Source organism: Nostoc sp. DSM 114159 (assembly GCF_053470285.1).
In genome coordinates, this window is the sequence record NZ_JBPFEH010000001.1 from 3,605,867 (window position 1) to 3,629,979 (window position 24,113).

The 24,113-nt window shown below is 41.9% G+C and carries 26 protein-coding genes and 1 pseudogene; 17 read left to right on the top strand and 10 right to left on the bottom strand.

The window, feature by feature from the left end:
• Positions 1-114: 114 nt before the first annotated feature.
• Positions 115-1,014: a ferritin-like domain-containing protein gene (locus ACR5KR_RS14810; RefSeq protein ID WP_448267050.1), complete on the bottom strand. Its 900-nt coding sequence runs from the start codon at positions 1,012-1,014 to the stop codon at positions 115-117.
• A gap of 408 nt (positions 1,015-1,422) precedes the next feature.
• Between ACR5KR_RS14810 and ACR5KR_RS14815 the strand changes: the two genes are divergently transcribed.
• A complete protein-coding gene (locus ACR5KR_RS14815; protein WP_322677020.1) occupies positions 1,423-1,623 on the top strand; it encodes a hypothetical protein in 201 nt (66 codons plus the stop codon).
• 114 nt (positions 1,624-1,737) lie between these two features.
• On the opposite strand, the gene glnA is transcribed toward ACR5KR_RS14815, so the two are convergent.
• On the bottom strand, positions 1,738-3,162 hold the full coding sequence (gene glnA, locus ACR5KR_RS14820; protein WP_445631713.1) for a type I glutamate--ammonia ligase: 1,425 nt from the start codon (positions 3,160-3,162) through the stop codon (positions 1,738-1,740).
• 357 nt (positions 3,163-3,519) lie between these two features.
• Here glnA and apcB point away from each other — a divergent pair, with 357 nt between their 5' ends.
• Entirely contained in the window at positions 3,520-4,029 is a 510-nt protein-coding gene (gene apcB, locus ACR5KR_RS14825; RefSeq protein ID WP_445631712.1) for an allophycocyanin subunit beta, read from the top strand.
• Positions 4,030-4,032: 3 nt separating this feature from the next.
• Here apcB and ACR5KR_RS14830 read toward each other — a convergent pair whose 3' ends face one another.
• A complete protein-coding gene (locus ACR5KR_RS14830; protein WP_445631711.1) occupies positions 4,033-4,170 on the bottom strand; it encodes a hypothetical protein in 138 nt (45 codons plus the stop codon).
• A gap of 223 nt (positions 4,171-4,393) precedes the next feature.
• Here ACR5KR_RS14830 and ACR5KR_RS14835 point away from each other — a divergent pair, with 223 nt between their 5' ends.
• From ACR5KR_RS14835 to ACR5KR_RS14845, 3 genes are all read left to right on the top strand, one after another.
• Positions 4,394-4,648, top strand: coding sequence for a ribbon-helix-helix domain-containing protein (locus tag ACR5KR_RS14835; protein WP_445631710.1), 255 nt, complete (start codon positions 4,394-4,396; stop codon positions 4,646-4,648).
• Between the two features lie 75 nt (positions 4,649-4,723).
• Positions 4,724-5,158 (top strand): DUF29 family protein, encoded by a 435-nt coding sequence (locus ACR5KR_RS14840; RefSeq protein ID WP_448270202.1) that lies wholly within the window; start codon positions 4,724-4,726, stop codon positions 5,156-5,158.
• The gene (locus tag ACR5KR_RS14845; RefSeq protein ID WP_448267052.1) at positions 5,159-5,977 is read left to right on the top strand and encodes a TlyA family RNA methyltransferase; all 819 of its coding nucleotides are present in this window, start codon (positions 5,159-5,161) and stop codon (positions 5,975-5,977) included.
• On the opposite strand, the gene ACR5KR_RS14850 is transcribed toward ACR5KR_RS14845, so the two are convergent.
• Together ACR5KR_RS14850 and ACR5KR_RS14855 are read right to left on the bottom strand one after the other, a co-directional pair.
• Positions 5,974-6,231 carry a Calvin cycle protein CP12 gene (locus tag ACR5KR_RS14850; protein ID WP_445631708.1) on the bottom strand — a complete coding sequence of 86 codons (258 nt, stop codon included), beginning with the start codon at positions 6,229-6,231 and terminating at the stop codon, positions 5,974-5,976. The two genes, ACR5KR_RS14845 and ACR5KR_RS14850, sit on opposite strands and share 4 nt — an antisense overlap.
• Before the next feature lie 331 nt (positions 6,232-6,562).
• Positions 6,563-7,919 (bottom strand): annotated as a pseudogene (locus ACR5KR_RS14855) (DUF697 domain-containing protein).
• A gap of 775 nt (positions 7,920-8,694) precedes the next feature.
• Between ACR5KR_RS14855 and ACR5KR_RS14860 the strand changes: the two are divergent.
• The 7 genes from ACR5KR_RS14860 to ACR5KR_RS14890 all read left to right on the top strand — a co-directional run bounded on the left by ACR5KR_RS14860 (position 8,695) and on the right by ACR5KR_RS14890 (position 16,309).
• Positions 8,695-11,331, top strand: coding sequence for an EAL domain-containing protein (locus tag ACR5KR_RS14860; protein ID WP_448267053.1), 2,637 nt, complete (start codon positions 8,695-8,697; stop codon positions 11,329-11,331).
• Positions 11,332-11,716: 385 nt separating this feature from the next.
• Complete coding sequence (locus ACR5KR_RS14865) at positions 11,717-12,637, top strand: histone deacetylase family protein (RefSeq protein WP_448267054.1); 921 nt, start codon at positions 11,717-11,719, stop codon at positions 12,635-12,637.
• Between the two features lie 138 nt (positions 12,638-12,775).
• Positions 12,776-13,015 (top strand): ATP-binding protein, encoded by a 240-nt coding sequence (locus ACR5KR_RS14870; protein ID WP_448267055.1) that lies wholly within the window; start codon positions 12,776-12,778, stop codon positions 13,013-13,015.
• Positions 13,016-13,487: 472 nt separating this feature from the next.
• Positions 13,488-13,625, top strand: a complete 138-nt coding sequence (locus ACR5KR_RS14875; protein WP_190240853.1) for a hypothetical protein — start codon at positions 13,488-13,490, stop codon at positions 13,623-13,625.
• A 176-nt stretch (positions 13,626-13,801) separates the two neighbouring features.
• Positions 13,802-14,248 carry a tellurite resistance TerB family protein gene (locus tag ACR5KR_RS14880; RefSeq protein ID WP_448267056.1) on the top strand — a complete coding sequence of 149 codons (447 nt, stop codon included), beginning with the start codon at positions 13,802-13,804 and terminating at the stop codon, positions 14,246-14,248.
• 151 nt (positions 14,249-14,399) lie between these two features.
• Entirely contained in the window at positions 14,400-15,755 is a 1,356-nt protein-coding gene (locus tag ACR5KR_RS14885; protein ID WP_448267057.1) for a UDP-N-acetylmuramoyl-tripeptide--D-alanyl-D-alanine ligase, read from the top strand.
• Positions 15,752-16,309, top strand: coding sequence for a GNAT family N-acetyltransferase (locus ACR5KR_RS14890; protein WP_448267058.1), 558 nt, complete (start codon positions 15,752-15,754; stop codon positions 16,307-16,309). Before ACR5KR_RS14885 ends, ACR5KR_RS14890 begins: the two co-directional genes overlap by 4 nt.
• Before the next feature lie 164 nt (positions 16,310-16,473).
• Here the strand turns inward: ACR5KR_RS14890 and ACR5KR_RS14895 are convergent, their stop codons facing one another.
• Positions 16,474-16,803, bottom strand: coding sequence for a hypothetical protein (locus tag ACR5KR_RS14895; RefSeq protein ID WP_445631701.1), 330 nt, complete (start codon positions 16,801-16,803; stop codon positions 16,474-16,476).
• A 201-nt stretch (positions 16,804-17,004) separates the two neighbouring features.
• Positions 17,005-17,406: a fasciclin domain-containing protein gene (locus tag ACR5KR_RS14900; RefSeq protein ID WP_445631700.1), complete on the bottom strand. Its 402-nt coding sequence runs from the start codon at positions 17,404-17,406 to the stop codon at positions 17,005-17,007.
• A 168-nt stretch (positions 17,407-17,574) separates the two neighbouring features.
• Between ACR5KR_RS14900 and ACR5KR_RS14905 the strand changes: the two genes are divergently transcribed.
• Positions 17,575-18,510 carry a putative 2-dehydropantoate 2-reductase gene (locus ACR5KR_RS14905; RefSeq protein ID WP_448267059.1) on the top strand — a complete coding sequence of 312 codons (936 nt, stop codon included), beginning with the start codon at positions 17,575-17,577 and terminating at the stop codon, positions 18,508-18,510.
• Between the two features lie 81 nt (positions 18,511-18,591).
• On the opposite strand, the gene ACR5KR_RS14910 is transcribed toward ACR5KR_RS14905, so the two are convergent.
• Both ACR5KR_RS14910 and ACR5KR_RS14915 read right to left on the bottom strand, forming a co-directional pair.
• Positions 18,592-18,819, bottom strand: coding sequence for a hypothetical protein (locus ACR5KR_RS14910; RefSeq protein ID WP_445631698.1), 228 nt, complete (start codon positions 18,817-18,819; stop codon positions 18,592-18,594).
• A 103-nt stretch (positions 18,820-18,922) separates the two neighbouring features.
• Positions 18,923-19,195 (bottom strand): hypothetical protein, encoded by a 273-nt coding sequence (locus ACR5KR_RS14915; protein WP_448267060.1) that lies wholly within the window; start codon positions 19,193-19,195, stop codon positions 18,923-18,925.
• A 369-nt stretch (positions 19,196-19,564) separates the two neighbouring features.
• On the opposite strand from ACR5KR_RS14915, the gene ACR5KR_RS14920 reads away from it, so the two are divergent.
• A complete protein-coding gene (locus ACR5KR_RS14920) occupies positions 19,565-21,943 on the top strand; it encodes a tetratricopeptide repeat protein (RefSeq protein WP_448267061.1) in 2,379 nt (792 codons plus the stop codon).
• 15 nt (positions 21,944-21,958) lie between these two features.
• Here the strand turns inward: ACR5KR_RS14920 and ACR5KR_RS14925 are convergent, their stop codons facing one another.
• Positions 21,959-22,483 (bottom strand): GAF domain-containing protein, encoded by a 525-nt coding sequence (locus tag ACR5KR_RS14925; protein WP_448267062.1) that lies wholly within the window; start codon positions 22,481-22,483, stop codon positions 21,959-21,961.
• Between the two features lie 127 nt (positions 22,484-22,610).
• Between ACR5KR_RS14925 and ACR5KR_RS14930 the strand changes: the two genes are divergently transcribed.
• The 3 genes from ACR5KR_RS14930 to ACR5KR_RS14940 are packed head-to-tail and all read left to right on the top strand — an operon-like array spanning position 22,611 to position 24,112.
• Positions 22,611-23,153, top strand: coding sequence for a Uma2 family endonuclease (locus ACR5KR_RS14930; RefSeq protein WP_448267063.1), 543 nt, complete (start codon positions 22,611-22,613; stop codon positions 23,151-23,153).
• A gap of 36 nt (positions 23,154-23,189) precedes the next feature.
• Positions 23,190-23,372 carry a hypothetical protein gene (locus tag ACR5KR_RS14935; protein ID WP_448267064.1) on the top strand — a complete coding sequence of 61 codons (183 nt, stop codon included), beginning with the start codon at positions 23,190-23,192 and terminating at the stop codon, positions 23,370-23,372.
• On the top strand, positions 23,369-24,112 hold the full coding sequence (locus tag ACR5KR_RS14940) for a DUF561 domain-containing protein (protein ID WP_448267065.1): 744 nt from the start codon (positions 23,369-23,371) through the stop codon (positions 24,110-24,112). The genes ACR5KR_RS14935 and ACR5KR_RS14940 overlap by 4 nt, the downstream gene beginning before the upstream one ends.
• Position 24,113 lies beyond the last annotated feature (1 nt).

Sequence of the window (24,113 nt, forward strand, 5' to 3'; positions counted from 1 at the left end):
GGAGGCTGGGAGGGAGAGATTCATCGAACTCACGTTAAAAAAAAGGAGTGGGAGAGATGAGGGAGAAAAACTATTAATTATTTCAATGCCCCATACCCAATCCCCCATGCCCTTTTACACCGTTGTTTTCTTGCGGCTACTTTCTGTATCCTGGATGCCGTTGAGGAACATTGGCACAAACTTCTCAATAAACGCCTGTGGATCGCGCTGCCAAGCCTTTTGTGCAGCCTGAATTCGAGTAAATTGCAACTCCGGCGCTAGCAAAGTCTGGGGTAAGCGTTCCATCAAGTATTGAGGACGTTGCCAAAGCGGCATAGTATTTGCGACTTCCACCAGGTTGGCAACTCGCCGTAGTTCTGCACCCAAGGTGATATCCATTCCTGATTCAAATGCGGCTTGTTCAATTACGGTATATTTTCGCTTGGCTTGCTCTACCTTTTGCTGATGTTCTGGACTCTTACGCGCAATTTCTCCTAGCCAACGATTACCCCAGCGGACGTGTCCTGCTTCTTCTGGGAGAATTTTTTCAATCGTTTCCCGAATTTTGATGTTTTCTTCTGTCTGAGGTGCTTGTTTAAGCGCGTGAATGTGGGCAGAGAAATACTCACAACCCCGCTTTTCGGTAATGTTAATTGCGGCCAAGGCAGCAATTATCCCGTCCTCTAGGTTATGTTTTGGATCGTAGGTGTCTTTGTCGAGCAGCCGATCAAATTCATCAATATAGGAAGTCCCGGGGGGAGTTCCTATATCGCTTCCCAAATCAATCAACAAGTCAGTTAGCCACATGGCATGACGAGCTTCATCTGAGATGTGATGAGACAAATCCCGTACCAGTTCCCGTGGCTGTCCATTCAGTTGTTCAATTACCTCAGTTAGGTCTTTGCAACTACGTTGTTCGCTGTAACGGTAGCGGTTGAGAGTAATTAGATGGATTTCGCGATCGCATACCACTCGTTTCAATATATCTCTCGCACTCAAAACATTTTGAAATTTGCGTGGGTAGGTAACTGTCATAACTTATGTAAAGTTTTGTAAATCTTTATTTAATGCTAACTTAATTTTTTCAACTGTTGTATTTATGCCGCTTCACCTAAAAAAACAGTAAAAGTTATAAAAATTAGTCACTTTTTAGTCACTTTTGAACTGAAGTGTCAGACCTTTTAAATGTAAACAAAAGTAACGAATAAGTGTTCTGTCTTGAGAGAGGTGTGTTTTTTCAGGTGAGACAATCTGAAGCCAGATGATTTTAGCCGTCAAAAGTGGCTTAGGGAGATTTTTCCAGCTCTGGGAAAAAATAGCTGATATTGTCAGCAAAAGCAAATATAAATTTTTTAAAACAGTAGCTTATGTTACAGAATTTTTGTTATAGTAGTCTCAGGAAAACAAAAATTATATATTCACAAAATAGAGAGGGCTATGGTTATGTCTATTGCAGATAAATCTCGGGCGTTAATGGCGCGTGAACACCAACAAGTCAAGAATCGCCAACAATCAATGCTGATGCGTGCGGCACAAGAACTTGGTCTTCCTGAAGAAGCATCCCACTACTGGAACCCAATTCAAGGGAAGGTTGATGCTAACACTCGGATGATTTATGGGCCGAGTCATGCTTCCATGAGCTAAGTTTGAAGGTTGATTTTTTGAGTGAATATCTCAACCGGCAGCTCTAAAAAAAGCCACCCTTTATCTAGGGTGGCAAAACTTACTTATGACTTTTTAGTTAGATACGACTCTTAATTAAGCGTCGTAATAGAGGTAAAACTCGTAAGGATGAGGACGCAGCTGCAACTGTTTGACTTCGTTACCTAGTTTGTAGTCAATCCAATTTTCGATAAAGTCTTCCGTGAAGACGCCTGATTCGGTCAAGAAGGCGTGATCTTTTTCCAGTGCTTGCAAAGCCAGTTCTAAAGAACCTGGAGTTGAAGGAACCTTTGCCAGTTCTTCTGGAGAGAGTTCATAGATATTCTTATCTAAGGGTTCACCAGGATGGATTTTGTTCTTGATGCCATCGAGACCAGCACAAAGCATTGCAGCAAATGCCAAATAGGGGTTAGAAGTAGCATCTGGACAACGGAATTCCAAACGTTTGGCTTTGGGGTTAGTACCAGATAGAGGAATACGGATAGAAGCGGAACGGTTCCCTTGGGAGTAAGCCAAGTTAACAGGAGCTTCATAACCAGGTACTAGGCGCTTGTATGAGTTGGTGCTAGGGTTGGTGATTGCCAACAGCGCTGGTGCGTGTTTGAGAAGACCACCAATGTAGTACAAGCCCATTTCGCTCAAACCAGCATACTTATCACCTGCAAACAGAGGTTGGCCATCTTTCCAGATGGATTGGTGACAGTGCATTCCCGAACCGTTATCGCCAAAAATTGGTTTTGGCATGAAGGTAACGGTTTTGCCGTATTTCTTGGCAACGTTCTTGATGACATATTTGTAAATCATCAACCAGTCAGCCGCTTCGATCAACTTACCGAAACGAAAACCTAGTTCGCACTGACCACCAGTAGCAACTTCGTGGTGATGTTTTTCAATGGGCACACCTAATTGTGCCATTGTCAACAGCATCTCTGTACGGATATCTTGAAAAGAATCCGTTGGTGAAACTGGGAAGTAACCTTCTTTGAAGCGTGGTTTGTAACCCAAGTTGGGTTTGTTATCTGTACCAGCTTTACCGGAATTCCAAGCACCTTCTTCGGAGTCTAAGAAGTAGTAGCCTTCGTTGGCGGTTTGGGCAAATCTAGCATTGTCAAAGATAAAGAACTCAGCTTCAGGGCCAAAGAAAGCTGTGTCACCAAGACCAGTGGAAACCAGGTAATCTATTGCTTTTTGGGCAATAACCCGTGGGCAACGGTTGTACCATTCTCCCGTGCGGGGTTCTTTAATACTACAAATTATACTTAGCGTTGGCACTTCCATGAAGGGGTCGATCCAAGCAGTGTTGGGGTCGAGTACCATCGTCATGTCCGATTCGTTGATCGCTTTCCAACCTCGGATGCTGGAACCGTCAAACGGTACGCCATCAGTGAATGCAGTCTCATCGATTTGGTTTTGGTACAGTGTGAGGTGCTGCCAAGTCCCTACTGTATCGATGAATTTGAGATCGATCAGCTGAATTTTTTGGTCTTGGATCAATTTCAAGACTTCTTGTGGTGTTGTCATTGTTACTCCTTCTCTACCAATTTCCTAAAGTAAACCAGAATATTACATTGCATCCTAACCCTGCCGATCTCAATCAGGCCGTGACACACCAGAAATATCTTAAATACTAGACATTAGCTGATTTTGTAGCTTGTACTACAGATATCTGGATTATCAGGTTATATTAACCTTTCGGCGATCATCTGTACAAAACTGGAAAGTTCATCATATAGGGGTCAACTTTGGCATAGAATCCATAGATAGTGGATAGATTGTTTTTGTGCCGAATCTATTTTTAATAGCACAAAACTTTACTGGTGCATAAGTGCAGCCAAATAAATATCAAACCATAAATAGCAATGATTGGGAGAAGAAGGAATGCGCGATGCGGTAACAAGTTTAATTAAGAATTATGACCTAGCTGGTCGATATTTTGACCGGAATGCGATCGATAGCCTGAAGTCTTACTTTGATAGTGGTACAGCAAGAGTACAAGCAGCGGCGGCGATAAATTCTAATGCGGCTGGACTTGTCAAGCAAGCTGGTTTACAGTTATTTGAAGAACTGCCAGAATTGATTCGCCCTGGTGGAAATGCTTATACAACTCGTCGTTATGCAGCTTGTCTGCGCGATATGGACTACTATCTGCGCTACGCCACTTATGCGCTGGTTGCTGGGAACACCAATGTGTTGGATGAACGAGTGCTGCAAGGGCTGCGGGAAACTTACAATTCTTTAGGAGTACCTATTGGGCCTACGGTTCGCGGTATCCAGATTCTCAAGGATCTAATTAAGGAGCAAGTAGCAGCAGCAGGTGTGGTTAACAGTGCTTTTGTAGATGAACCATTCGATCACATTACACGTGAGTTGAGCGAGATAGATATTTAGATTTTAAGTGGGCCAGGTGTCTACCTCGACATAAACATAAATAGCGATCGCACTTTGGTTTAATGGAGCGATCGCTTTTTTGTGAATACCAACTATTGATGGATTCTCTTTCTGGGGATGCTTGATAGTCAGTTTGGACATCTGTTAACTTTTGTAATTGTGTCATCATTGTATTTATCTCCCTATATGGGGGTTTACGAAGCGATCGCTTTTCCGTGCTGGGGGCGATCGCTATTTTTTTGCAGATTCTGTAGTTAAAACCTGCGTCGGTTTTACAGAGATAATATCATTAGTGCTGCACCTGGATGCACTTATTTGGTAAAATTTTGGCAGCACAGTGAGGCACTATATAGGGGGTGTAAGTATGGAAATATTTGAAATGCCGTCGAGATGGAGATTAACAGTAAACCTGACAGAAGAAACACTAAAAGGACTGGAGGAATGGGCAAAAACTCAAAAACGTACTACCAGTAATCTAGCCGCAGCAATACTTACGAGGGCATTGGAGGCTTATGAACAAGGAGTTTACACTGACCCTGCTGCTACTCTTCCTAACTTTCAACAGCAGGATACAAATAGCGACACTTCCTCGTCTAATTCTGAAGATCGGCAGGATTAGTCAGCTAATTCTTAAGAGCATAGGAATAAACGTCATAAGCCACAATAGAAGTTGCCGATGTTTGAGGCGCTGATGATGGAAGAATTATTAACCCTGAAAGACTTACTTGTTAAAGGCGATGTTCAAGGAGCATTGATTATAGTTGAAGAATTAACGGAAATGAGCCGAAATGACATCATCAAGACGATTCGTAGCGATGCAGTGATTCTGTTGTTGCATCTGATTAAACAACAAGCTGAAAATCGCACGACTCGCTCTTGGGAAGTCTCAATTCGGAATTCGGTTCGGGAAATTCAACGAGAAAATAAGCAGCCCAAAGCTGGGGGCTATTATCTCACCCCAGAAGAATTGTTAGAAATTTTAGCAGAAGCCTATTTAAATGCCATTGATGAGGCTTCCTTGGAAGTAGAAGAAGCTCGTTATGAAGTCCAAGAATTAGAAAAGCTGGTTAACCAAAAACAAATTATCAATAGTGCTTTGGCTTTAATTTTACCAGGAGAGTCTAATTAATTGGCGAAACAGCGACTCGACACACTATTAGTAGAGTTAAATTTATGTTCTTCTCGTGCCTTAGCACAACGGCTAATTCAGGCGGGGGAAGTTACTGTTAATCAGCAGTTAGTTGATAAACCTGGAACAGAAGTTGATATTGCAGCTCAAATAAATATTAAAAAGCGATCGCCTTTTGTTTCTAGAGGCGGTGAAAAACTCTCCAAAGCTTTGTCAGTATTTGCCATTCCCGTAGCAGAGCGCATTTGTTTAGATGGTGGGATTTCTACTGGTGGTTTTACTGATTGTCTCTTGCAAGCTGGAGCAAAACAAGTTTACGGTATTGATGTCGGTTACGGACAAGTTGACTGGCGGTTGCGGAACGATCCGCGAGTGATTTTGCGGGAACGCACCAATTTACGGCAACTACGACCGGATGAGTTATATGGTGAAAATGACCCGATTCCTGATTTGGCGGTGGTTGATGTATCGTTTATTTCTTTAAATAAGATTCTGCCTGCTTTGTGGCAACTAACTCAAGCTAATCGTGAAGCTGTGTTGTTAGTCAAGCCACAGTTTGAAGTCGGCAGATCCCGTGTGGGTAAAAAAGGTGTTGTGCGCGATCCAAACGACCAAGCTGATGCCATTTTCCAGGTTTTGCAAGCTGCTCACGAATTAGGATGGAAATACAAAGGCTTAACTTGGTCGCCGATCATTGGGCCTGCTGGGAATATCGAATATCTGTTGTGGTTGGCAATGGAAAGTGAAACACCACCACTTGATTTAGAGGCAATTAAGCAAATAACGCAATCAGCAACAACTGATTTACGGAAGAATTAAAGGTCGTAGATTAGACATTCTACGGAATCTGGATGGCGATCGCAGTAATTTTCCAAAGAGGTTTTTTTGGATTTTGCTTGGTGTTGATGAGATTTTTCGGCTTGCAATTCTTCTACAATGTCCCACGCTACAGCACAACCAGCAGAATTGCTGCCATCTAGATCGCAAGTTGTCCGGGCTTCAGTAATGGCATTAGTAATGGCTTCTTCTAGAGTTTCTGCCCCAGCAATTTCAATTTTTAGGGTAGTTGTCATGATACTTTCACCTTTAATTTACAGACAGAGTTATTAGCTGCAAGCTTTTAATGACCTCAGTCAGCTCACATTTCTAGTTTAGATACGCTTCCCACAAAAAGTAGTGGTAAACACCGCCATCTTTTTCGCAAAATTGAGTGGGATTACCCTCTTGGCATCTTTAGATTCAAAAAGGTATGGGAATTCTACTAGTTGCGATCGCAAGCAGAGGTGGTCATGTTCTCAATCTTGCATCCCAAATTGAGAATGTCAGTTAATTGTCAGAAGACTTTGATAGAAGTTGATAAACGCTTATAAACGGTAACAAAAAGATAGCAGTTTTTAATTATTCTCAATACTTTATGTTTAATTCTTGTCGCAAACGATACAGAATTGTATTTTGATCGACTTGAGAGAGAATTTCTTGAATGACACTGCTAGCGCCTAATTGTCCCCAAGTGCAGCCTTTTTCGAGATAGACTTGGGCAGCTTTGCCAACGGAATATGCGCCATAACCTGCGATACCAGCTTGAGCGATCGCACTGCCAGCAAAAGCAGTAATATTGCTGGGATTGTCACCACTGGCGATTGCAGCCGTAGTTTTACCTAAACCTAAAAGAAAGCTACTACCTAATTCTCCAAGTAGCAAGCCGCCAGAACTAAATAAAATCGTTTTTAAAATTTTCCCGGCTTCATAGCTAGTCATCGGCAAACCATACAATCTAGCGAGAGCGCGAATTAAAGCTAAATCAGCAACAGTTCCGCCAAGGATATCTAAGAAGGCGATGGGATTGAGCATTACTGCCAAGGCTTTGTATTTGGTAAATTGCCAAATAATTTCTTCGGCTTCCTTTTCGCGTAAATCGATAGTTTTTTGAGCGATTCGCGGTTTCTGCATCCCGTGCTTGGATCAGTGCATTTAAAGCCAGAAGCGATCGCCCTTCTCGATTCAGAATATTCAGAATTATCTCTTTGAGTTCGTCTACTTGCGGTGGTGGTGTTTCCCATTCATAAGTGACACGCCCATCAGGCCATTCAACCCGGACTTCCATTGCTGCTGGTTCTGCTGCCACCATCACAATTTCATCGGGTAATAGAGGTTTCGCTTCTGGATGCCCTGCACCCAGTTGTTGTAAATTTTGGTAAATTGCCCCTTGGTCTGTATCTGGGTAAAGGTCTATTTTGTTAAACACTAAAATCAGGGGTTTTTGCGATCGCCTTAATTGCAGCAGCGCTTGATACTCAGTGCGCGTGATATCACCAGACACGACAAACAAAATCAAATCCGCCTGATGTACTACTTCTCGTGCCATATCTGCCCGTGACTCCCCCTCAATTTCATCTAATCCAGGGGTATCAATTAACTCTACTAGCACCTTATCACTGGGCTGCCAGCGCACGGAACGGGGCCATTGGGTGACACCATTCAGGGGCCCAGTTTGCAAAATCTTGTCTCCCAACAAGGCATTTAAAACTGCTGACTTTCCCCGACTCACCAAACCAAAGACAGCAATTCTAATGACGTTTGAATCTAGCTTGTTGAGTGTGGCTCTCAAAGCTTCCAATTCTGGTTTCATCAAACCTACAAATTCTGGGTTAGATGATAACTGTCCTGACTTGCGAAGATATCCATACCAAGAAAGCGCTTGTCTGAGACTGGCGCGGGCACGATTTAAGTGAGTTTCTTGCAGATTACGATAAACCGACATAATGTCAACACTTCAGCCTTCACTCTCTCTAAAATGCTCATCCAATGCTCAAAACACTTACTTTCAGCATTCGATTGTGAATAATAGGTATGAATTCGTACTCATTAACCATACTTAACTAATGCTCACTTTTTCAACCCAATTATCAAGGGAAGAAAAGTTAAACATACCTCTCTATCTTATATCCCTAAGTTCTTGGACTAATAATCTATATATAGGACATAAAAAGTCTCTAAGTTTATGAGGTCGGAGATTAGGTATTTTATAAAGTCTTAAAAAAGATGTGGCTAATGGATAGCTGCAAAGAGAGATTAACGCCAAAATCTACACTGAGATCGAAGGCGCATTGGCTCTGACTTTGTTCAGTTTTAGTCGGCTTTGGAATTTTCTTATGTAACTCTCTTCTCTACAAGAGGCTGCCGCAACATCACGTTACGCCCAGCTTGCTTCCCTGTAAGGGTACAATTTTAAAATTTTAATTTTGAATTGTTAATCTGGGTATCCTAAGAAAGACAAGGTTAAATGATATAGATGAAGGAACAAAGTTTATAACTTATCTATGAGTAGAAAAAAAACTATAATTTCTACTACAAAAACTGATTGAACAATTAGCCAACTCATTCTATAAAAAGAAGAGTACTGAGTGCGGTCAATCATGAAGGTAAAAGCTGGTTTACACCCTCATACCAATTTTGCGATGCCTGCGGTAAATGCTCGCCTACGCAAATGGTGAGAGACATAAATATTAATTATATAAAAAATTTGAGGAACAGCCATGCAAGGAAATGAGCGGGAAAAAATACGCCATCTGTTGGTCATCCAAGACCTAGAAGGGCGGCGAACTGTCCCCCTGCAAGAGACTACTTATTCTCTGGGGCGGCATCCTGCAAACACTATTGTCTTGGCTTCCCGATCGGTATCAATGCAACATGCAATTTTATTGCGAGTCACTGTTCCAGAAACTGACCAATACGGCTTCCAGATTATTGATGGTAACTATAAGGGGAAAGGAAGTACTAATGGCTTATTTGTAAATGGCACTAAATGCTTTTCTCATAATCTTAGGCATGGAGATGTCATTGCTTTTGGCAGTAATAAAGCTCAGGCTAAATATTATGCTATTTCCAACATTTCCGAACAAGCATTTTCTGAATCTTTTGATGTTGAAGACTTATCTGGTTTTTTATCAGAGCAAGCCAGTCCTGCCAATCCGTTTCAAACCTTAGCCATCGATCCCAGCTTTGAAGCAGCTAGTGAGTCTGCTCTAGCTCGCCTAGCATCCTTCCCTGAACTCATCCCCAATTCAATTATTGAAATGGATTTTGAGGGAAGAATTACGTATGTCAATCCAGCCGCAGCGCTCAAGTTTCCCAATCTTAGGGAAGTTGGGACAGAACACCCAATTTTAACGGGACTGTTGATTGGAGCTAAAAATCTAGAAAACAATTCTTTTGTGCGCGAGGTGGAAGTAGGCACAGAAGTTTTTGAACAATCCGTTCTTTATCTTCCAGAAAGTGATTTAATTAGAACTTTTATTATTAGAGATATTACAGAGCAAAAGCAAGCTACAGCCGAACTCCGGCAGCGCGATCGCTTGCTACAAGCAGTTGCAGAAGCTGCCAATTATTTGCTAGGAGAAATGAATTACGAAACTGGTATCGATCTAGCTCTAGCTGTAGTGGGTGAAGCTGCCAAAGCAGATCGTGCCTATCTCTTTCAGAACCATCTCCATCCTATTACAGAGGAAATGGCAGTCAGCCTACGGTTTGAATGGACACAATCTGGGATTAAATCTACCCACCACCATTGGCAGAATCAGCTTTATCAAGCTCCTGAATTAGCCCGTTGGTACACAGTTCTCTCTAGCGGGCAGTCGATTAGCGGCATCACTCAAAAATTTCCTGTCGCCGAACAAGAATTCCTGATTCGAGATGGCATTAAATCCCTTCTCTTGGTACCTCTTCGCTTGGATAATCATTTCTGGGGGTATCTTGGCTTGGCAGACTGCACCTTTGAACGTCATTGGTCAAAGCATGAAGAATCTACTCTTTTGACCATGGCCGCCAGTATCATTGGTGCGCGGCAGCGTCAGCAAGTAGAAGAAAAAATTCGCTATCAAGCCCTTCATGACTTGCTGACAGGGTTGCCGAATCGTCTCCTATTTAACGAGATGCTCAGTAAAACTCTGCCCAACGCCACTCGAAATGGCGAAAGTTTAGCTGTGATTTTCCTCGATTTGGATCGCTTCAAGGTAATTAATGATACTCTGGGTCACACTCTGGGAGACCAATTGTTACAAAGCGTCTCTCAAAGATTAAAAAACTCACTCAGAGATGGAGACACTGTAGCCCGTTGGGGAGGCGATGAATTTACTATTTTACTTCCACGAATCAATGATATTGAAGAAGTAACTTTAGTGGCGCAGAGAATCTTACAAGCCTTAGAGGATGCTTTTCATCTCCAAGAGCATGAACTTTATGTAACTGCTAGCCTCGGTATTGCCTTACTCGATCGCAACAGCCCTGACACCGAAACACTAATCCAGCACGCAGATGCCGCTTTGTACTACGCCAAGGACAAAGGGCGGAATAACTACCAATTTTACAGTGTTTCCCTAAGTGCTAAAAATCCTGAACTCCTGACTTTAGAAAAGAGCTTGCGCTATGCCCTAGAACGCAATGAATTTAAGCTTTACTATCAGCCTCGTGTGAACATTGCCACAGGAGAAATTACTAGTATGGAGGCTCTGTTGCGTTGGCAACACCCAGAGATGGGATTAGTTGCCCCCAGTGTATTCATTCCCTTGGTCGAAGAAAGTGGATTAATTGTCCCCATCGGTGAATGGACTCTACAGACGGCCTGTAGCCAAAATAAAGCATGGCAAGATGCTGGATTGCCACCGATTAAGATCGCTGTCAATCTTTCTCTGAAGCAGTTCCGTCAGCCCAAATTGGTAGAGACTATAGCTAAGGTTTTAGAACAAACTGGTCTGGAGCCGCGCTTTTTGGAATTAGAAATTATGGAAACCACAGCGATTGAGGACTTGGGTTTTACCAGAAGGGTCTTAGAGGAGCTACAGCAGATGGGTGTTTATATCTCCATCGATGACTTTGGTACAGGTCATTCCTCGCTCTCGCGCTTACAGCTTTTGCCACTCCACAATCTGAAAATAGATAAATCTTTCATTCAATATTTGACGCAGGATGCCAAAGTAGCTCATATTATCCAGGCCATAGTTACCTTAGGACACAGTTTGGGATTAAAGTTAACAGCCGAAGGGGTAGAGAAGGAAGAGGAATTGCAGTTTTTGAAATCTATCAACTGCGAGGAGGTACAGGGCTTTTTATTCTACCGCCCACTTCCTGAACAGAAAGCAACAGAAATCCTTGAAAGTAAACGACCAACAATCTAGAGCATCGATTCAGTAATCAAAAACCTAACCCCCCAGCCCCCTTCCCTACCAAGGAAGGGGGAGCCAAACTCCCCTCTCCTCGTAGGAGCTACCGTGTACACACAAGTATAGACCGCAAGGATTTCAACTCTTTAGTTGCCGATAAATCCCCAAATTGTAGGCAACTTGAAACTCTATTTATCCCCCTAATTTTAGAGCTAGGGCGACGAAACCAAGTTTCAGATAGGATTTCTCGACTTGTGTGTACACCGTAGCCTCGTAGGAGAGGGGTAGGGGGAGAGGTTCTTTCAAGATTACTGAATTGGTGTTCTAGTACAAGGGAAACTCTTTGTACCAGTGAGGATACAATAAAATTCATTGTCTTGCTGCCGACCTTTTTCGTCCTATGCTACCAGTCATTTATTCCGACGAATTTTTAGATCACAAGACTGGAAAATACCATCCCGAAAAACCAGAACGTTTAAGTGCGATCGCAAATGCCCTAAAAGCAGCTACATTCGCCGATCGAATTACCTGGCATTTGCCTACACCAGCATCAGAACAGCCATCGCTGATGTCTTCGTTGCTTAAAGCACATAGCCCAGCCTACATCAAAAAACTATGGCAAATCGCTTCTAGTGGCGGCGGGCCATTGGATGGAGATACGCCAGTTTCCCCACGCAGTTATGATGTAGCATTATTGGCAGTCAGTGCATGGTTGGATGGAGTTGAGGTTGTGTTAAGGTCGGCTAATCCAGCTTTTGTACTAGCGCGTCCCCCAGGACACCATGCTGAAAGTGATGCAGGGATGGGCTTTTGTCTATTTTCTAATGCCGCGATCGCCGCTTTATTTGCTCTAGAACAACCTGGAATTAACCGCGTCGCCATCCTTGATTGGGATGTACATCATGGTAATGGTACTCAGGCGATCGTGGAAACTGAAGCACGCATCGCCTATTGTTCTCTACATCAGTACCCATGCTATCCCGGTACGGGAAGATCGACAGAACGAGGTTTTCACAATAACGTATTAAATTTACCAATACGCCCTGGTAGTGATATTGCCATATATCAGCCACTATTTGAAAAACAGGTAGTACCGTTTTTAGCCAACTTCCAGCCAGATTTACTAATTGTCAGTGCTGGTTACGATGCCAATGCGGAAGATCCTTTGGCAAGTATTAATTTACAGCCAGAAGACTACGCTTTATTTACTGATTATTGTCTGGGGATAACTCGTAAAATTCTGTTTGGCTTAGAAGGTGGTTACGACTTCGATACTCTTTCTCAATCAGTTGTAGCGACGATTGAACGCTGTTTACTTTAAGCTTGTCTTGTTTATCCCAATTTCACAAAATACCTGATATATATACCGACGATCGCAGTTACCGAAGATAATAACCTAAATTCTTTGCAAAAATTTGGGAACACTGAATACTGACACGGTTATAGCTGACATACAGTTATGAAAATTTCTCACAAACTGGTTGCAAGCTTTGTTGGTGTTTCCTTGTTAAGGATTGTAGTTGGTGCGATTGCGATCGCCGACAATGGTTGTGCGATACCTGAAACAGTGCGATCGCGCATTTTTGATCCTTTTTTCACCACGAAACCCATCGGCAAAAGTACTGCTATGGGCTTATCCATCAGCTACAAAATAGTCATAGAAAAAAATCGTGGCAAGATATGGTGTGATTCCACCTAGTAGTCTGCTAACCCAAAAATGCGCTTGTGAGGACTGGGGAAAGGGAAAAGGGAATTCATGGTAAGGGATTTAAACCCTTTCCCCCTGCACCTTATCCTCAGAGGAGACCCCACCTTCCCCCTTACCCTTTACCCCGCTTGCGTTTCCTTGGCGTACTACTAGTGCATGTCATTAGTTGAGCCAAATCGCGGTAGGAGCAAGGTAAATTGCAGCGAGAAAGTTGTTTTGCCCAATCCCACTTCCTCTGAGCGAACGCAAGTGCGTCTTGTAGAGAAGGAGAAGGGATGCCCCATTCCCCATTCTCTTTTTTATAAACTTCATAGAATCTTCAGAAAGAAAAATTTTCAGCGGGGTTCTGAAAGAGCTAAAGTTTTGTTAAGATGCAATTGCTAGAAGTTTCTCAGCGAAATTCACCTATCCGGGTGTGGAGAAATAAAAAGCACAAGCAGCACAAATTTAAAAAGGTGAAGCAATGACCACCTATATTTTTTTCGACGAAGCCTTACGAATGCTGACCAATGCCTATCTGATCTCAGTAGTACTGTTAATGGCAGCTTCTGGTATAGGTCTGGCGGTAATTGAGACAATAGAAAAGACCGGAGAACGCTAAGTTTAAAGATGGCAATGTAGTTCCTGCCAAAAACCTTTGGATACGAGTGTTCGCCGTGAATCAATCCTGGGAACACTAAAGGATGAAAGTCTCAAGCGTCACAGTCCTACCTGTAAATCTACCAAACATACAGGTAACATTAACGCTATTGGGACTCTAACCAAGGAGCTACTACAATGGGTCTATTCGACGCTGTGTTGGGTACAGATAGCCAAGCCCAAGCAGCACTCAGTCCAGCGGAAGCTTTTGCTGTCATTATATTGACGGCAACGGCTTCAGACGGTTATCTTTCTGTTGAGCAAGCAAATTCTATCATTTCTGTGCTGTCTCGGATGAAACTTTTTAAAAGTTATTCTAATGAAATGATGAACAGGCTGTTTGAAAAAATTTTGGGCATTCTCCAAGGTGATGACTTTAATGCTTTGTTTAATGCAGCCAAAGATTCTCTATCTCAAGATTTGCGGGAAACAGCCTTTACAGTAGCCACCGATTTTGTCCTAGCTGAAGGTATTATACCTGAAGAAGAAAAAAACTTCTTAATTGATTTATATCAAGCTTTAGGGGTTCCGAGTGAGATAGCAATACAAATTGTGCAAGTAATCTTGATTAAAAATCGTGCATAGGGCGATCGAACATCACTTGTTATGCCCATTGTCCTTACTTGATTAAACTGTATAAGTAGCTTATAAATAAAGCGTGGCACGGAAGTTAAGCTTCTTTGCCACTATTTTTTGCTTTTATGATTTTGAACTTTAAATAAATTATCAATTGCTTATGCGTTGTTCTGCCACCCTAACCCAACTGGTTGAAGTTATTTTGGCTCATTCTGTAAACTTATCTGAAACTGCTTTAACACAAGTAACTAGTGGTATCCAAACAGATAGCCGTACCTTGAAGCCGGGTGAAGTATTTGTCGCTTTCCGAGGCGATAAGTTTGATGGACATGAATTTGTGCCAACTGCGATCGCAAAAGGGGCAATAGCTGCAATCGTAGATTTTGAATACGAAAATCCGGGATTCCCTGTACTACAGGTAAAAGATACTCTCAAGGCATATCAACAAATTGGCAGATGGTGGCGCGATCGCTTTAATATTCCTGTAATTGGTGTCACCGGTTCGGTGGGTAAAACTACAACCAAAGAATTGATCGCCGCAGTTTTAGGAACAAAGGGACGAGTTCACAAAACTTATGGAAATTACAACAACGAAATCGGTGTTCCGAAAACTCTTTTAGAACTTGGTGCAGAACATGACTACGCCGTGATTGAAATGGCTATGCGCGGTAGAGGACAAATTGCCGAACTGACGCAAATAGCGCGGCCAACAATTGGAGTGATTACCAATGTGGGGACGGCGCATATTGAGTTACTCGGTTCCGAAGAGGCGATCGCTGAGGCAAAATGTGAGTTGTTAGCCGAAATGCCTGCTGATAGTGTGGCAATTCTCAACCACGACAATCCTTTATTAATGGCCACAGCAGCGAAATTTTGGCAGGGAGAAGTTTTGACTTACGGCTTTTCTGGTGGAGATATTCAAGGGCAGTTAATTGATAACGACCAGGTGGAAGTTGCAGGAATCCAACTACCTCTACCTTTAGCTGGTCGTCATAATGCCACTAATTTCTTGGCAGCTTTAGCGGTGGCAAAGGTTTTAGGGATCGATTGGGCAACCCTCAAATCAGGTGTAATGGTGGATATGCCCACAGGGCGATCGCAGCGATTTACCTTACCCAACGATGTGGTAATCTTAGATGAAACTTACAATGCTGCACCAGAAGCTATGATTGCAGCATTGCAATTATTGGCAGATACACCCGGAAAGCGAAAAATTGCCGTATTGGGTGCAATGAAAGAATTGGGAGAGCGATCGCAGCAGTTGCACCAGCGAGTGGGAGAAACAGTACGAAAGTTGAATTTAGACGGTTTGTTGGTTTTGGTAGATGGACAAGATGCCGAAGCGATCGCTCTTAGTGCTGAGGGTATTGCATCGGAGTGTTTTGCAACTCATGCCGAGTTGGTGGCTAGGTTGAAAACATTTGTGCAAGCAGGTGATCGTTTATTGTTCAAAGCCGCCCATTCTGTGGGACTAGATCGGGTAGTCAATCAGTTACGTGCAGAATTTCCCAAATGATACCACTAGAAACCAAACGTCTTATACTGCGAGACTTTGTAGAATCAGATTGGCAAGAGGTTCATCAATACGCTGCTGATGCTGAAGTTGTGCGTTACTTGACTTTTGGCCCGAATACCGAAGAAGATACCAAAAACTTTTTGCAAAGAGAGATTTCATTGCAAGGGGAAAAACCCCGTCAGCATTTTGCCTTGGCAGTGACTTTGAAACCCCAAAAGCAATTAATTGGTATCTGTCGTATATCCGTTCAGGATACTGACAACCAAATAGGCTCTATTGGATACTCTTTTACTAAGGAATTTTGGGGGCAAGGATATGCAACTGAAGCTGTAAAAGCCGTTGTATCATTTGGTTTTCAGGAGTTAAGTTTGCATCGCATCTTTGCTACTTGTCACCCAGAAAACATTGCCTCAGCAAGAGTGATGCAAAAAATCGGAATGCAGCAGGAAGGATATTTGCGAGAACACCATTGGATTAAGGGAGAATGGCGAGACTCTTGGCTATATGCCATCCTTGAGCATGAATGGAGAGGCGTCAACATAATTCGTAATTGATAATGACGCTCCTGCGGACGCTCGAGTACTCGCTACCGCTTCGCTAACGCTGCGCTAACGTAATTCGTAGTTTAACTTCATAATTACGAATTACGAATTAGTAATTATTTGGTCAAATGATGATTGATTTTCTGAAAATATCATCCATAGATGCCCGATAGACTTTAATTGGAAAGACTAGGGCTGTTGCTGTAGCGTCTTTGAAAAAGAATTGCTGCAAAATTAGTCACTAAGCAGGTGATTGCTAGCCACATCAAGATATAAGTAGGAGCCATCACCACACCAATCATGAACCAAGTATATACGTGCAGTATCATTACAGAAGCGAAAAAGCTAGCGATTCCAGCAGATTGCCACACTTGAGGCGATGGACGACGTAAGGCAACTAGGCTCATCGTTAAAATTGTGACAAGTAAGTTCGCTGGTACGAGAAATGCACAAATACTTACGCAATTGCCACGAGAGAACTCAGCCAAGGTGTTAAAATCGAGCATTAATTTCCTGGGATAGATGTTGGCTTTTTAAGAATTTAATTTATTTTAAAACAACGAAATTTACATTAACATAACAGTGAGTACTCACATTGCAAACATAACACAAACTAAACTTTTGAGTTGCGTTTTGATAGTACCAATAGTTAGTTAATTATAAAGATTTTGGATCGGTAGGGTGGAAAATACCCACCCTAGCCAGAATTAACCCGGTAAAATTACCGTATCGATAACGTGTACTACACCATTATCAGCTTCGATATCTGCTGCTAAAACTGTGGCATTTTTAACTTCAAAACCATCAGAAGAATGAATTTTAATGGGTGAACCTTCCACAGAATTAACCGTACCGAGTTGTGCCAAATCAGCCTCTAGCAGCTTTCCAGGAACGACATGATACTTTAAAATCCGTGTTAGCTGGGGAATATTCTGTAACAGAGTTTGGATAGTTCCCGCTGGTAACTTGGCAAAAGCATCGTCATTTGGTGCAAAGACAGTGAACGGGCCAGGACTTTTTAATGTTTCTACTAAACCAGCAGCTTGTACAGCCGCTACTAGTGTTTTAAACGACTCAGACGTAACTGCAATATCAACAATATCAGCCATATATCTTACCTAAATCTCTGCAAAAGATTTTAAAGGATAATAAACCTGTTTTAAGTTTTATTAAACAAAATAAATTTAAAATCAGGCGTTGAATAAACTACAGCTAGACGCGTACCCTTGTCAGACATCACCTTATGATGTTTCTAGGAAAATTCCGTTATCAAAGAAATGTCCGATCGCACGTATGCCATTCTGGGAACTGGAGCATTAGGTGGGTTCTATGGCGCTAGACTCCAAAAAGCTGGGTTGGATGTCCACTTTTTGCTCAAGAGTGATTACGAACAGGTAAACAAATATGGTTTAGTGGTAGAGTCCAAAGACGGTGACTTTACCCTTCCCGAAGTCCACGCCTACAACGACGTAGAAAAGATGCCACAATGCGATGTGGTGGTGGTGGCACTAAAGACGACGCAAAACCATTTACTACCAAAGATGTTGCCACCTGTAGTTAAAGACAATGGGGTGGTGTTGGTATTACAGAATGGACTTGGTGTAGAAGAGGAAGTCGCTGAAATAGTTAGTAATGTAACGGTTATCGGTGGATTGTGCTTTTTGTGTTCTAACAAAGTGGGGCCAGGGCATATACACCATCTAGACTATGGACAAATTAACTTCAGTGAATATACCCCTAACTATCAGCCTAGTGGGATAACTCAGAGGATGCAGCAAATTGCTGATGACTTTGAAAGTGCTGGTATCTCAATTGAATTAGCTGAAGATTTACTACTAGCACGTTGGAAAAAGTTGGTGTGGAATATCCCCTACAATGGGCTTTCTGTGATTCTCAACGCTAGAACTGATGAATTAATGGCGTATGAGTACACCCGCAAGTTAGTCGAACAGTTGATGTATGAAGTAGCGGCGGGGGCGAAAAGTTATGGGCGGATTATTAGCGATCGCTTCATTCAAACAATGCTCGATTATACTGTCAAAATGACACCTTACCGCCCCAGTATGAAAATTGACTACGACGAACATCGTCCTTTGGAGATAGAAGCAATTTTCGGCAACCCATTACGAAAAGCCCAAGCAGTAGGTGTGGATTTAGTGCAGATTAGCTGTTTATACCACCAGTTGAAGTTTTTAGATGCCAGGGGAAAGTGATGGAGATTAGAGAGATAAGGGAGACAAGAGAAGCAATTCTATTTCTAACTCCTAACTCCTAACTTACCACTCCCCCAATTTTTAACGCAGGGATTCAAAAATGACTGCTATTGTCATTAAACACAACAGGATAATTCCCAGTGGAAACAAAAACTGTTGTAAAAGGTACAGCAGTATGGGTATGATTTGTAAGATACCTAAACCACTTGATAAAACGTAAGCGATCGCAATGCCAAATAGTACCAACAAAAAATATTTCAAGGATTTAGAGGCAAAACGAAATAAAAGCGTATCCTGATTTGTGTCCATGTTTTTACTCACGAAATTAGCTAAATTTTTGGCAGTGAATATTTTTTGTGATTCCCCTACACCTCTAAAAATATGAGGCTATGGAGAATCAACAGTATTAGTTTTATAAGTGGATAATTGCGTTGTTAGGTGAATTATTCCAAGACTGTTGTTGTCTTTGTACATTGTTTTGCTTTTCATAATTAACTAGTAGTTGAAATGCAATAAACAAGCTCAATAACAACAGCAATAACGAGCCAAAACCAGAAGAACACTGATTTATTTCTCGCTCAATACCACATTTGAGGCAGACATATCTATTGAGATTACGCGTATCTTGGGCAAAAGGGCACTGATTCTGATTGCAATCATGATGACAATCTTTGTCTAACATCATTGAACCTCCTGTAGGGTAAAGACTTACATACTTAGTTGTAAATACGCTCTACAGAATCTAGTTAGTTAATACCCACTGCCTGTTTAGTAGACACCACTTTCATGAGTAATTAATATGGGACAATAACATTTGTGATTTACTAAGCTTGCAGTAGTAACGCTCTCTAAACCTCTCCTCAACCACTTTGGCTTGGCGCTTAACTTAACTTCGCCTGTATTAATTACAAGAGTAATACAGCCGAAAATGCTTTGCAGTCGGATAAAGTAAGTTTCCTACCGAGTAGGAAAAAGTATTTTGTACTATGGAAGGTAGGAATAAGTAGTAAAAATATAGTTATAATAAACTGCAAATGATACATCAAGTTCGCAAATGGGTGCAGAAGAAGCCTTAGAGTTTGTAGATAACTTGGTTTTTCTCAAGACGGGAGAACACTTAGATAAAACTCAAAGGATTATCTTGCGGCATTTGTGGGAGGATGAAAAGCGGACTTACCAGGATATTGCCAGTAGGCGTGGTTATACAGAAGCGCATTTAAAATCAGTTGGTGCAGAACTTTGGCATCTACTGTCAAAAGTGCTAGGAGTGAAAGTCTCTAAATCAACCTTCCAAGGGATAGTTCAGGGATTTAGAACAAGCCAACAGTCGCAAAAAATCCTCCATATTGCCAATTTAGCGACTAATGGCACTAGACCCCAAGATTTAGATTCTAACTTTGTAGGGCGCGATCGCCAAATAGCCGAACTTCACACCCTCGTTAGTCGGGGAGCAAAAGTTATCCTCATCCAAGGTGAAGGTGGTGTTGGCAAAACCAGATTAGCACGCAAATATTTTAAAAGTCAAAAATTTAATTTTGTCCTGGAACTGTGGATGGCTACAGAAATCCAAAACCTCACGCCAGTGGAAAGTGTGGTTGAAGAATGGCTGCGGCGATACTTTAACGAAGAACCAGGAGGTGACTTCGGTATCAGCTTAGAACGACTACGGCGCAAACTCCGAGAGCAAACTTTTAAAATTGGGGTATTTATCGATAATCTAGAAACTGCTCTCGATAAAAATGGCAAGTTCCTAGAAGATCGTCGCCCTTATGTTGAGTTATTGAGAGTATTAGCAGATTCAGATGTGCATTCAGTTACTTTAGTAACAAGTCGTGAGCGTTTGCGGGAGTCTAGTGTAGAAGTTCATCTCTATCCACTCGAAGGTTTAGATGATGAAGCATGGCGACAGTTTTTCAGCCGTCACCATATCAATTGTGATTCTACTATTCTCAGTGAAATGTGTAGAGCTTATGGAGGTAATGCCAAAGCAATGCAAATTCTCCGAGGAGCAATATTGACAGATTTTTCTGGTGATATACACGCCTATTGGCAGGAAAACTGTACATATTTATTAATAGAAAGAGAGTTAAAAGATTTAGTTGCCAGTCAATTTACGCGACTCCAAACGAATGATTTAGAAGCCTATTGCCTCTTGTGTCGCTTAGGATGCTATCGTTATCAAGATATTACTTCAGTGCCTATTGAAGGAGTTTTATCTTTGCTTTGGGATGTACCAGAACAACAACGTAGACGGGTAATTAAAGCTCTGCAAGATTTGTCTTTAATAGAAGCAAAAAAAGGACAATATTGGCTGCATCCGGTAATTCGTGATGAAGCAATTAGCCGATTAAGGTTAGTCAGTGAAGAATGGGAATTAGTCAACCGAAAAGCCGCAGAATTTTGGACGCGAAGAGTTACAGATATCAAAAATATTACAGATGCTTTGACTGCTTTAGAAGCTTATTATCACTATGTAGAAATTAATGATTTTGAGCAAGCTGGTGATGTAATTTTACAAGGACGAGGTAAACAGTGGAGTCTAGGTTTGCCTTTGGGTTGCTCATTTTACCAACTGGGACTGCTCCAGAAAAACTTCTCTGTCATTAAACGGATAATAGACGATATAAAATCGCAAGAAAGATTAATTAGACTTTACAATATCCTTGGCTATACATATCGAATTATCGGTTGCATTAGAGAAGCTATAGAATGCTATGAGAAATCAGAAGAAGTATTAGGCAAATTAGATGTCAAGCAAACAAAAATATCTATTTTGTTCAATACAGGGCTTTGTAAACTAGAATTATGGGAAATAAAAGCAGCCGAAGATTGTTTTAATTCTGTTTGTAGCCTTGCTGAAGCAAATAGCAATCTTGATGATTACATGGCTTATGCTCAATGTTGTTTAGCTTTGATAAAATCACGTTTTGGTAGCAGAAAAGATGCCTTTTATCTTGCTGAAGATGCCTTTTATACTATGTCATTGTCAAGTAGAGTGACTTTATGGGGAATGGGGCATAGTTTAGTAACTCTCTGCATAACTTATATAAATTTAGGTAATCTAAAAAAAGCCTTTAAGTTCTGCCAACAAGCTATATTTCATGCTGAAGAAAACAACTTTACCCAGATTAAAGCTAAAGCTATAAGTTGTCTGGCGGAAATTTTTCGAGAACAGAGAGAATTTACTATAGCAATTTTTCATCATTCAAAAGCAATAGAAATTCTTGATAAAATTGGTGCTAAATCAGACTTAGCTGAGGCTTATTATCAGTTGGCATTGACTCATAAAAAAATGGGTGAAATTGAGAAAAATAGGGAAAGTTTTGTCCAAGCGATGTCTGCGATGGGCTACGCCTACGCCCTCTTTAACGAAATGCAAGCACCCAGACAAGTTGAGAAAGTACAAACAGCAATGAAGTATTTTGAAAAATAGTAATAGTATTTGATTTTAACTGACGATTTTCCGGCTAATAGCCTCTCCAATCTGCATCAGTATCTCTTTCTCTTCGGCAGTAAATTCGTAGGTAACTGGCTTTGCAATGCCCAAGATACCATGCAATTGACCATTCAGCATCAGCGGTACTGCCATAGAACCTTCTACCTTCGTTTCTTTTGCTGAGGGCCTCGCCACTCCTGATTCGTCGGTTTGCAGGTTGCAAATCTGTACGAGTCGCTTGCGTTCGGCGGCGACACCAGCCATTCCTTTGCCAATGGGAATTATCGTCATTTTAGGCAAAAGCAATTCTGGAATGCCTTGGTAAGCCTTTAGGTGCAATAACTGACTGTCTTTATCTAGGGTATGGATGCTACCTGTAGAGCAGTTGAAAGCGGTCAGGATTTCGGTAAGTAGTTGGTTCCAGTCGATGGCAGACCCTTTATCAGTCAAGATAGCAAAAATGGTTTTGGTATCTAAAGTCATAGTCGCAGGAAATAAAGTTTGATTGTAAACGTGGAAAATAATTAGGAAATTCATTTAGTAAAATCAATGTACCCTTTCTAAATTCCGTAAAAAGTCAAGGTAATTCATGGAGCGATCGCACCTAGAGAGGTCTGTTGTCTCCATAATTAATATAGAAACAAGGCGTGTAATTAGAGGTTTTATGTCCCTAACGCTTGAAGACTTGGAACAAATGCAGCAACAGCACCCTGACTTTCGTATGGAACTGGTTAAGGGTAATATTATTGTTATGAGTCCATCAGGATACGAATCAGATGAAGTCGCAGCGGCAATGATTGCCCAGTTACATAACTGGGTTAGACCGCGCAAACTAGGACGAACAGCGGCTTCTAGCGCCGGTTTCAGGTTGCCTAATTCCGATTTGCGCGCACCAGACGCTTCATTTGTTTTAGCCGAACGCTTGCGTCGTAGTCCCAAGTCTTTTGCTCAATTGGCTCCCGATTTGACTGTAGAGGTGAAGTCCCCTAGCGATAATTTAGAGGATTTGAGAGCCAAAATTCAAGAATTTCTGAGTTTGGGAACTAAGGTAGGAATTTTGCTCAATCCAGATGAGCGGATTGTTGAAGTTTACAACTTTGGACAAGAGGCAATAATACTTCGTGATGGCGATATTTTAACAGTTCCCGAACTGCTCCCAGGATGGGAAGTACCAATCGCAGATTTATGGCCTCCAGAGTTTGACTAGGATAGTGGTAAAAACCTTACAAACGTAGATAAATGGATGGAATTAGAAGTTGATGCGATCGCTTTCAGTACAGATGGCAAAACTTTGATCGGTGGCGCTAAGGATAAAATTATCAAAAAACTATCAATATTTGGCAACTATCATACTGATTTAGTATCTCATCAACTGAGGGACGGTAGAATATACCTAATTTTCGTAGCTTCAAAAGCCAAACTATGACGATGCATTCCACACTCCAACGTGCATTTACTAACCGCTGCGTTCTAAAAGTGATTAGCGGTTTGAATAACTTCGACGCCGCTAGCGTCGGTGCTACTGTCAAAGCTGCTGAATTAGGCGGTGCAACTTTTGTCGATATTGCCGCCGATCCCGCTTTAGTCCAACTAGCTAAAAGTTTGACAAATTTACCTATTTGTGTATCAGCAGTAGAGCCAGAGAAATTTGTGCAAGCAGTAGCAGCTGGTGCTGATTTAATTGAAATCGGGAATTTCGATTCCTTTTATGCTCAAGGACGCCGCTTTGAAGCTCCAGAAGTGCTAGCGCTGACTAAGCAAACTCGTGCTCTCCTCCCGGAAATCACCTTATCTGTCACCGTTCCCCACATCCTGGAACTAGATCGACAAGTACAGCTAGCAGAAGAATTGGTGAAAGCTGGAGCAGATATTATCCAAACCGAAGGCGGTACTAGCAGTAACCCAGTTCACTCCGGAACTCTAGGATTAATTGAAAAAGCTGCTCCCACCTTGGCAGCAGCTTTTGAGATTTCCCGTGTAGTGACAGTGCCCGTATTGTGTGCTTCCGGCATTTCTAACGTTACCGCACCATTAGCGATCGCGGCTGGTGCTGCTGGTGTTGGTGTTGGTTCCGCCATCAATCAACTCAATAGCGAAGTCGCAATGATTGCTGCTGTGCGTGGACTAGTAGAAGCCTTAGCGAGTGCAAATACAGTAAGGAGTTAAG

Coding starts and splice junctions, on each gene's coding strand:
- ACR5KR_RS14865 (WP_448267054.1), top strand. CDS start 11,717: ATGCTACCAGTCATTTATTCCGACGAATTTTTAGATCACAAGACTGGA.
- ACR5KR_RS14920 (WP_448267061.1), top strand. CDS start 19,565: ATGGGTGCAGAAGAAGCCTTAGAGTTTGTAGATAACTTGGTTTTTCTC.
- ACR5KR_RS14880 (WP_448267056.1), top strand. CDS start 13,802: ATGGGTCTATTCGACGCTGTGTTGGGTACAGATAGCCAAGCCCAAGCA.
- ACR5KR_RS14840 (WP_448270202.1), top strand. CDS start 4,724: ATGGAAGAATTATTAACCCTGAAAGACTTACTTGTTAAAGGCGATGTT.
- glnA (WP_445631713.1), bottom strand. CDS start 3,162: ATGACAACACCACAAGAAGTCTTGAAATTGATCCAAGACCAAAAAATT.
- ACR5KR_RS14835 (WP_445631710.1), top strand. CDS start 4,394: ATGGAAATATTTGAAATGCCGTCGAGATGGAGATTAACAGTAAACCTG.
- ACR5KR_RS14900 (WP_445631700.1), bottom strand. CDS start 17,406: ATGGCTGATATTGTTGATATTGCAGTTACGTCTGAGTCGTTTAAAACA.
- ACR5KR_RS14910 (WP_445631698.1), bottom strand. CDS start 18,819: ATGGACACAAATCAGGATACGCTTTTATTTCGTTTTGCCTCTAAATCC.
- ACR5KR_RS14815 (WP_322677020.1), top strand. CDS start 1,423: ATGTCTATTGCAGATAAATCTCGGGCGTTAATGGCGCGTGAACACCAA.
- ACR5KR_RS14875 (WP_190240853.1), top strand. CDS start 13,488: ATGACCACCTATATTTTTTTCGACGAAGCCTTACGAATGCTGACCAAT.
- ACR5KR_RS14830 (WP_445631711.1), bottom strand. CDS start 4,170: ATGTCCAAACTGACTATCAAGCATCCCCAGAAAGAGAATCCATCAATA.
- ACR5KR_RS14890 (WP_448267058.1), top strand. CDS start 15,752: ATGATACCACTAGAAACCAAACGTCTTATACTGCGAGACTTTGTAGAA.
- ACR5KR_RS14870 (WP_448267055.1), top strand. CDS start 12,776: ATGAAAATTTCTCACAAACTGGTTGCAAGCTTTGTTGGTGTTTCCTTG.
- ACR5KR_RS14895 (WP_445631701.1), bottom strand. CDS start 16,803: ATGCTCGATTTTAACACCTTGGCTGAGTTCTCTCGTGGCAATTGCGTA.
- apcB (WP_445631712.1), top strand. CDS start 3,520: ATGCGCGATGCGGTAACAAGTTTAATTAAGAATTATGACCTAGCTGGT.
- ACR5KR_RS14885 (WP_448267057.1), top strand. CDS start 14,400: ATGCGTTGTTCTGCCACCCTAACCCAACTGGTTGAAGTTATTTTGGCT.
- ACR5KR_RS14930 (WP_448267063.1), top strand. CDS start 22,611: ATGTCCCTAACGCTTGAAGACTTGGAACAAATGCAGCAACAGCACCCT.
- ACR5KR_RS14935 (WP_448267064.1), top strand. CDS start 23,190: ATGGAATTAGAAGTTGATGCGATCGCTTTCAGTACAGATGGCAAAACT.
- ACR5KR_RS14940 (WP_448267065.1), top strand. CDS start 23,369: ATGACGATGCATTCCACACTCCAACGTGCATTTACTAACCGCTGCGTT.
- ACR5KR_RS14915 (WP_448267060.1), bottom strand. CDS start 19,195: ATGATGTTAGACAAAGATTGTCATCATGATTGCAATCAGAATCAGTGC.
- ACR5KR_RS14905 (WP_448267059.1), top strand. CDS start 17,575: ATGTCCGATCGCACGTATGCCATTCTGGGAACTGGAGCATTAGGTGGG.
- ACR5KR_RS14860 (WP_448267053.1), top strand. CDS start 8,695: ATGCAAGGAAATGAGCGGGAAAAAATACGCCATCTGTTGGTCATCCAA.
- ACR5KR_RS14850 (WP_445631708.1), bottom strand. CDS start 6,231: ATGACAACTACCCTAAAAATTGAAATTGCTGGGGCAGAAACTCTAGAA.
- ACR5KR_RS14925 (WP_448267062.1), bottom strand. CDS start 22,483: ATGAATTTCCTAATTATTTTCCACGTTTACAATCAAACTTTATTTCCT.
- ACR5KR_RS14810 (WP_448267050.1), bottom strand. CDS start 1,014: ATGACAGTTACCTACCCACGCAAATTTCAAAATGTTTTGAGTGCGAGA.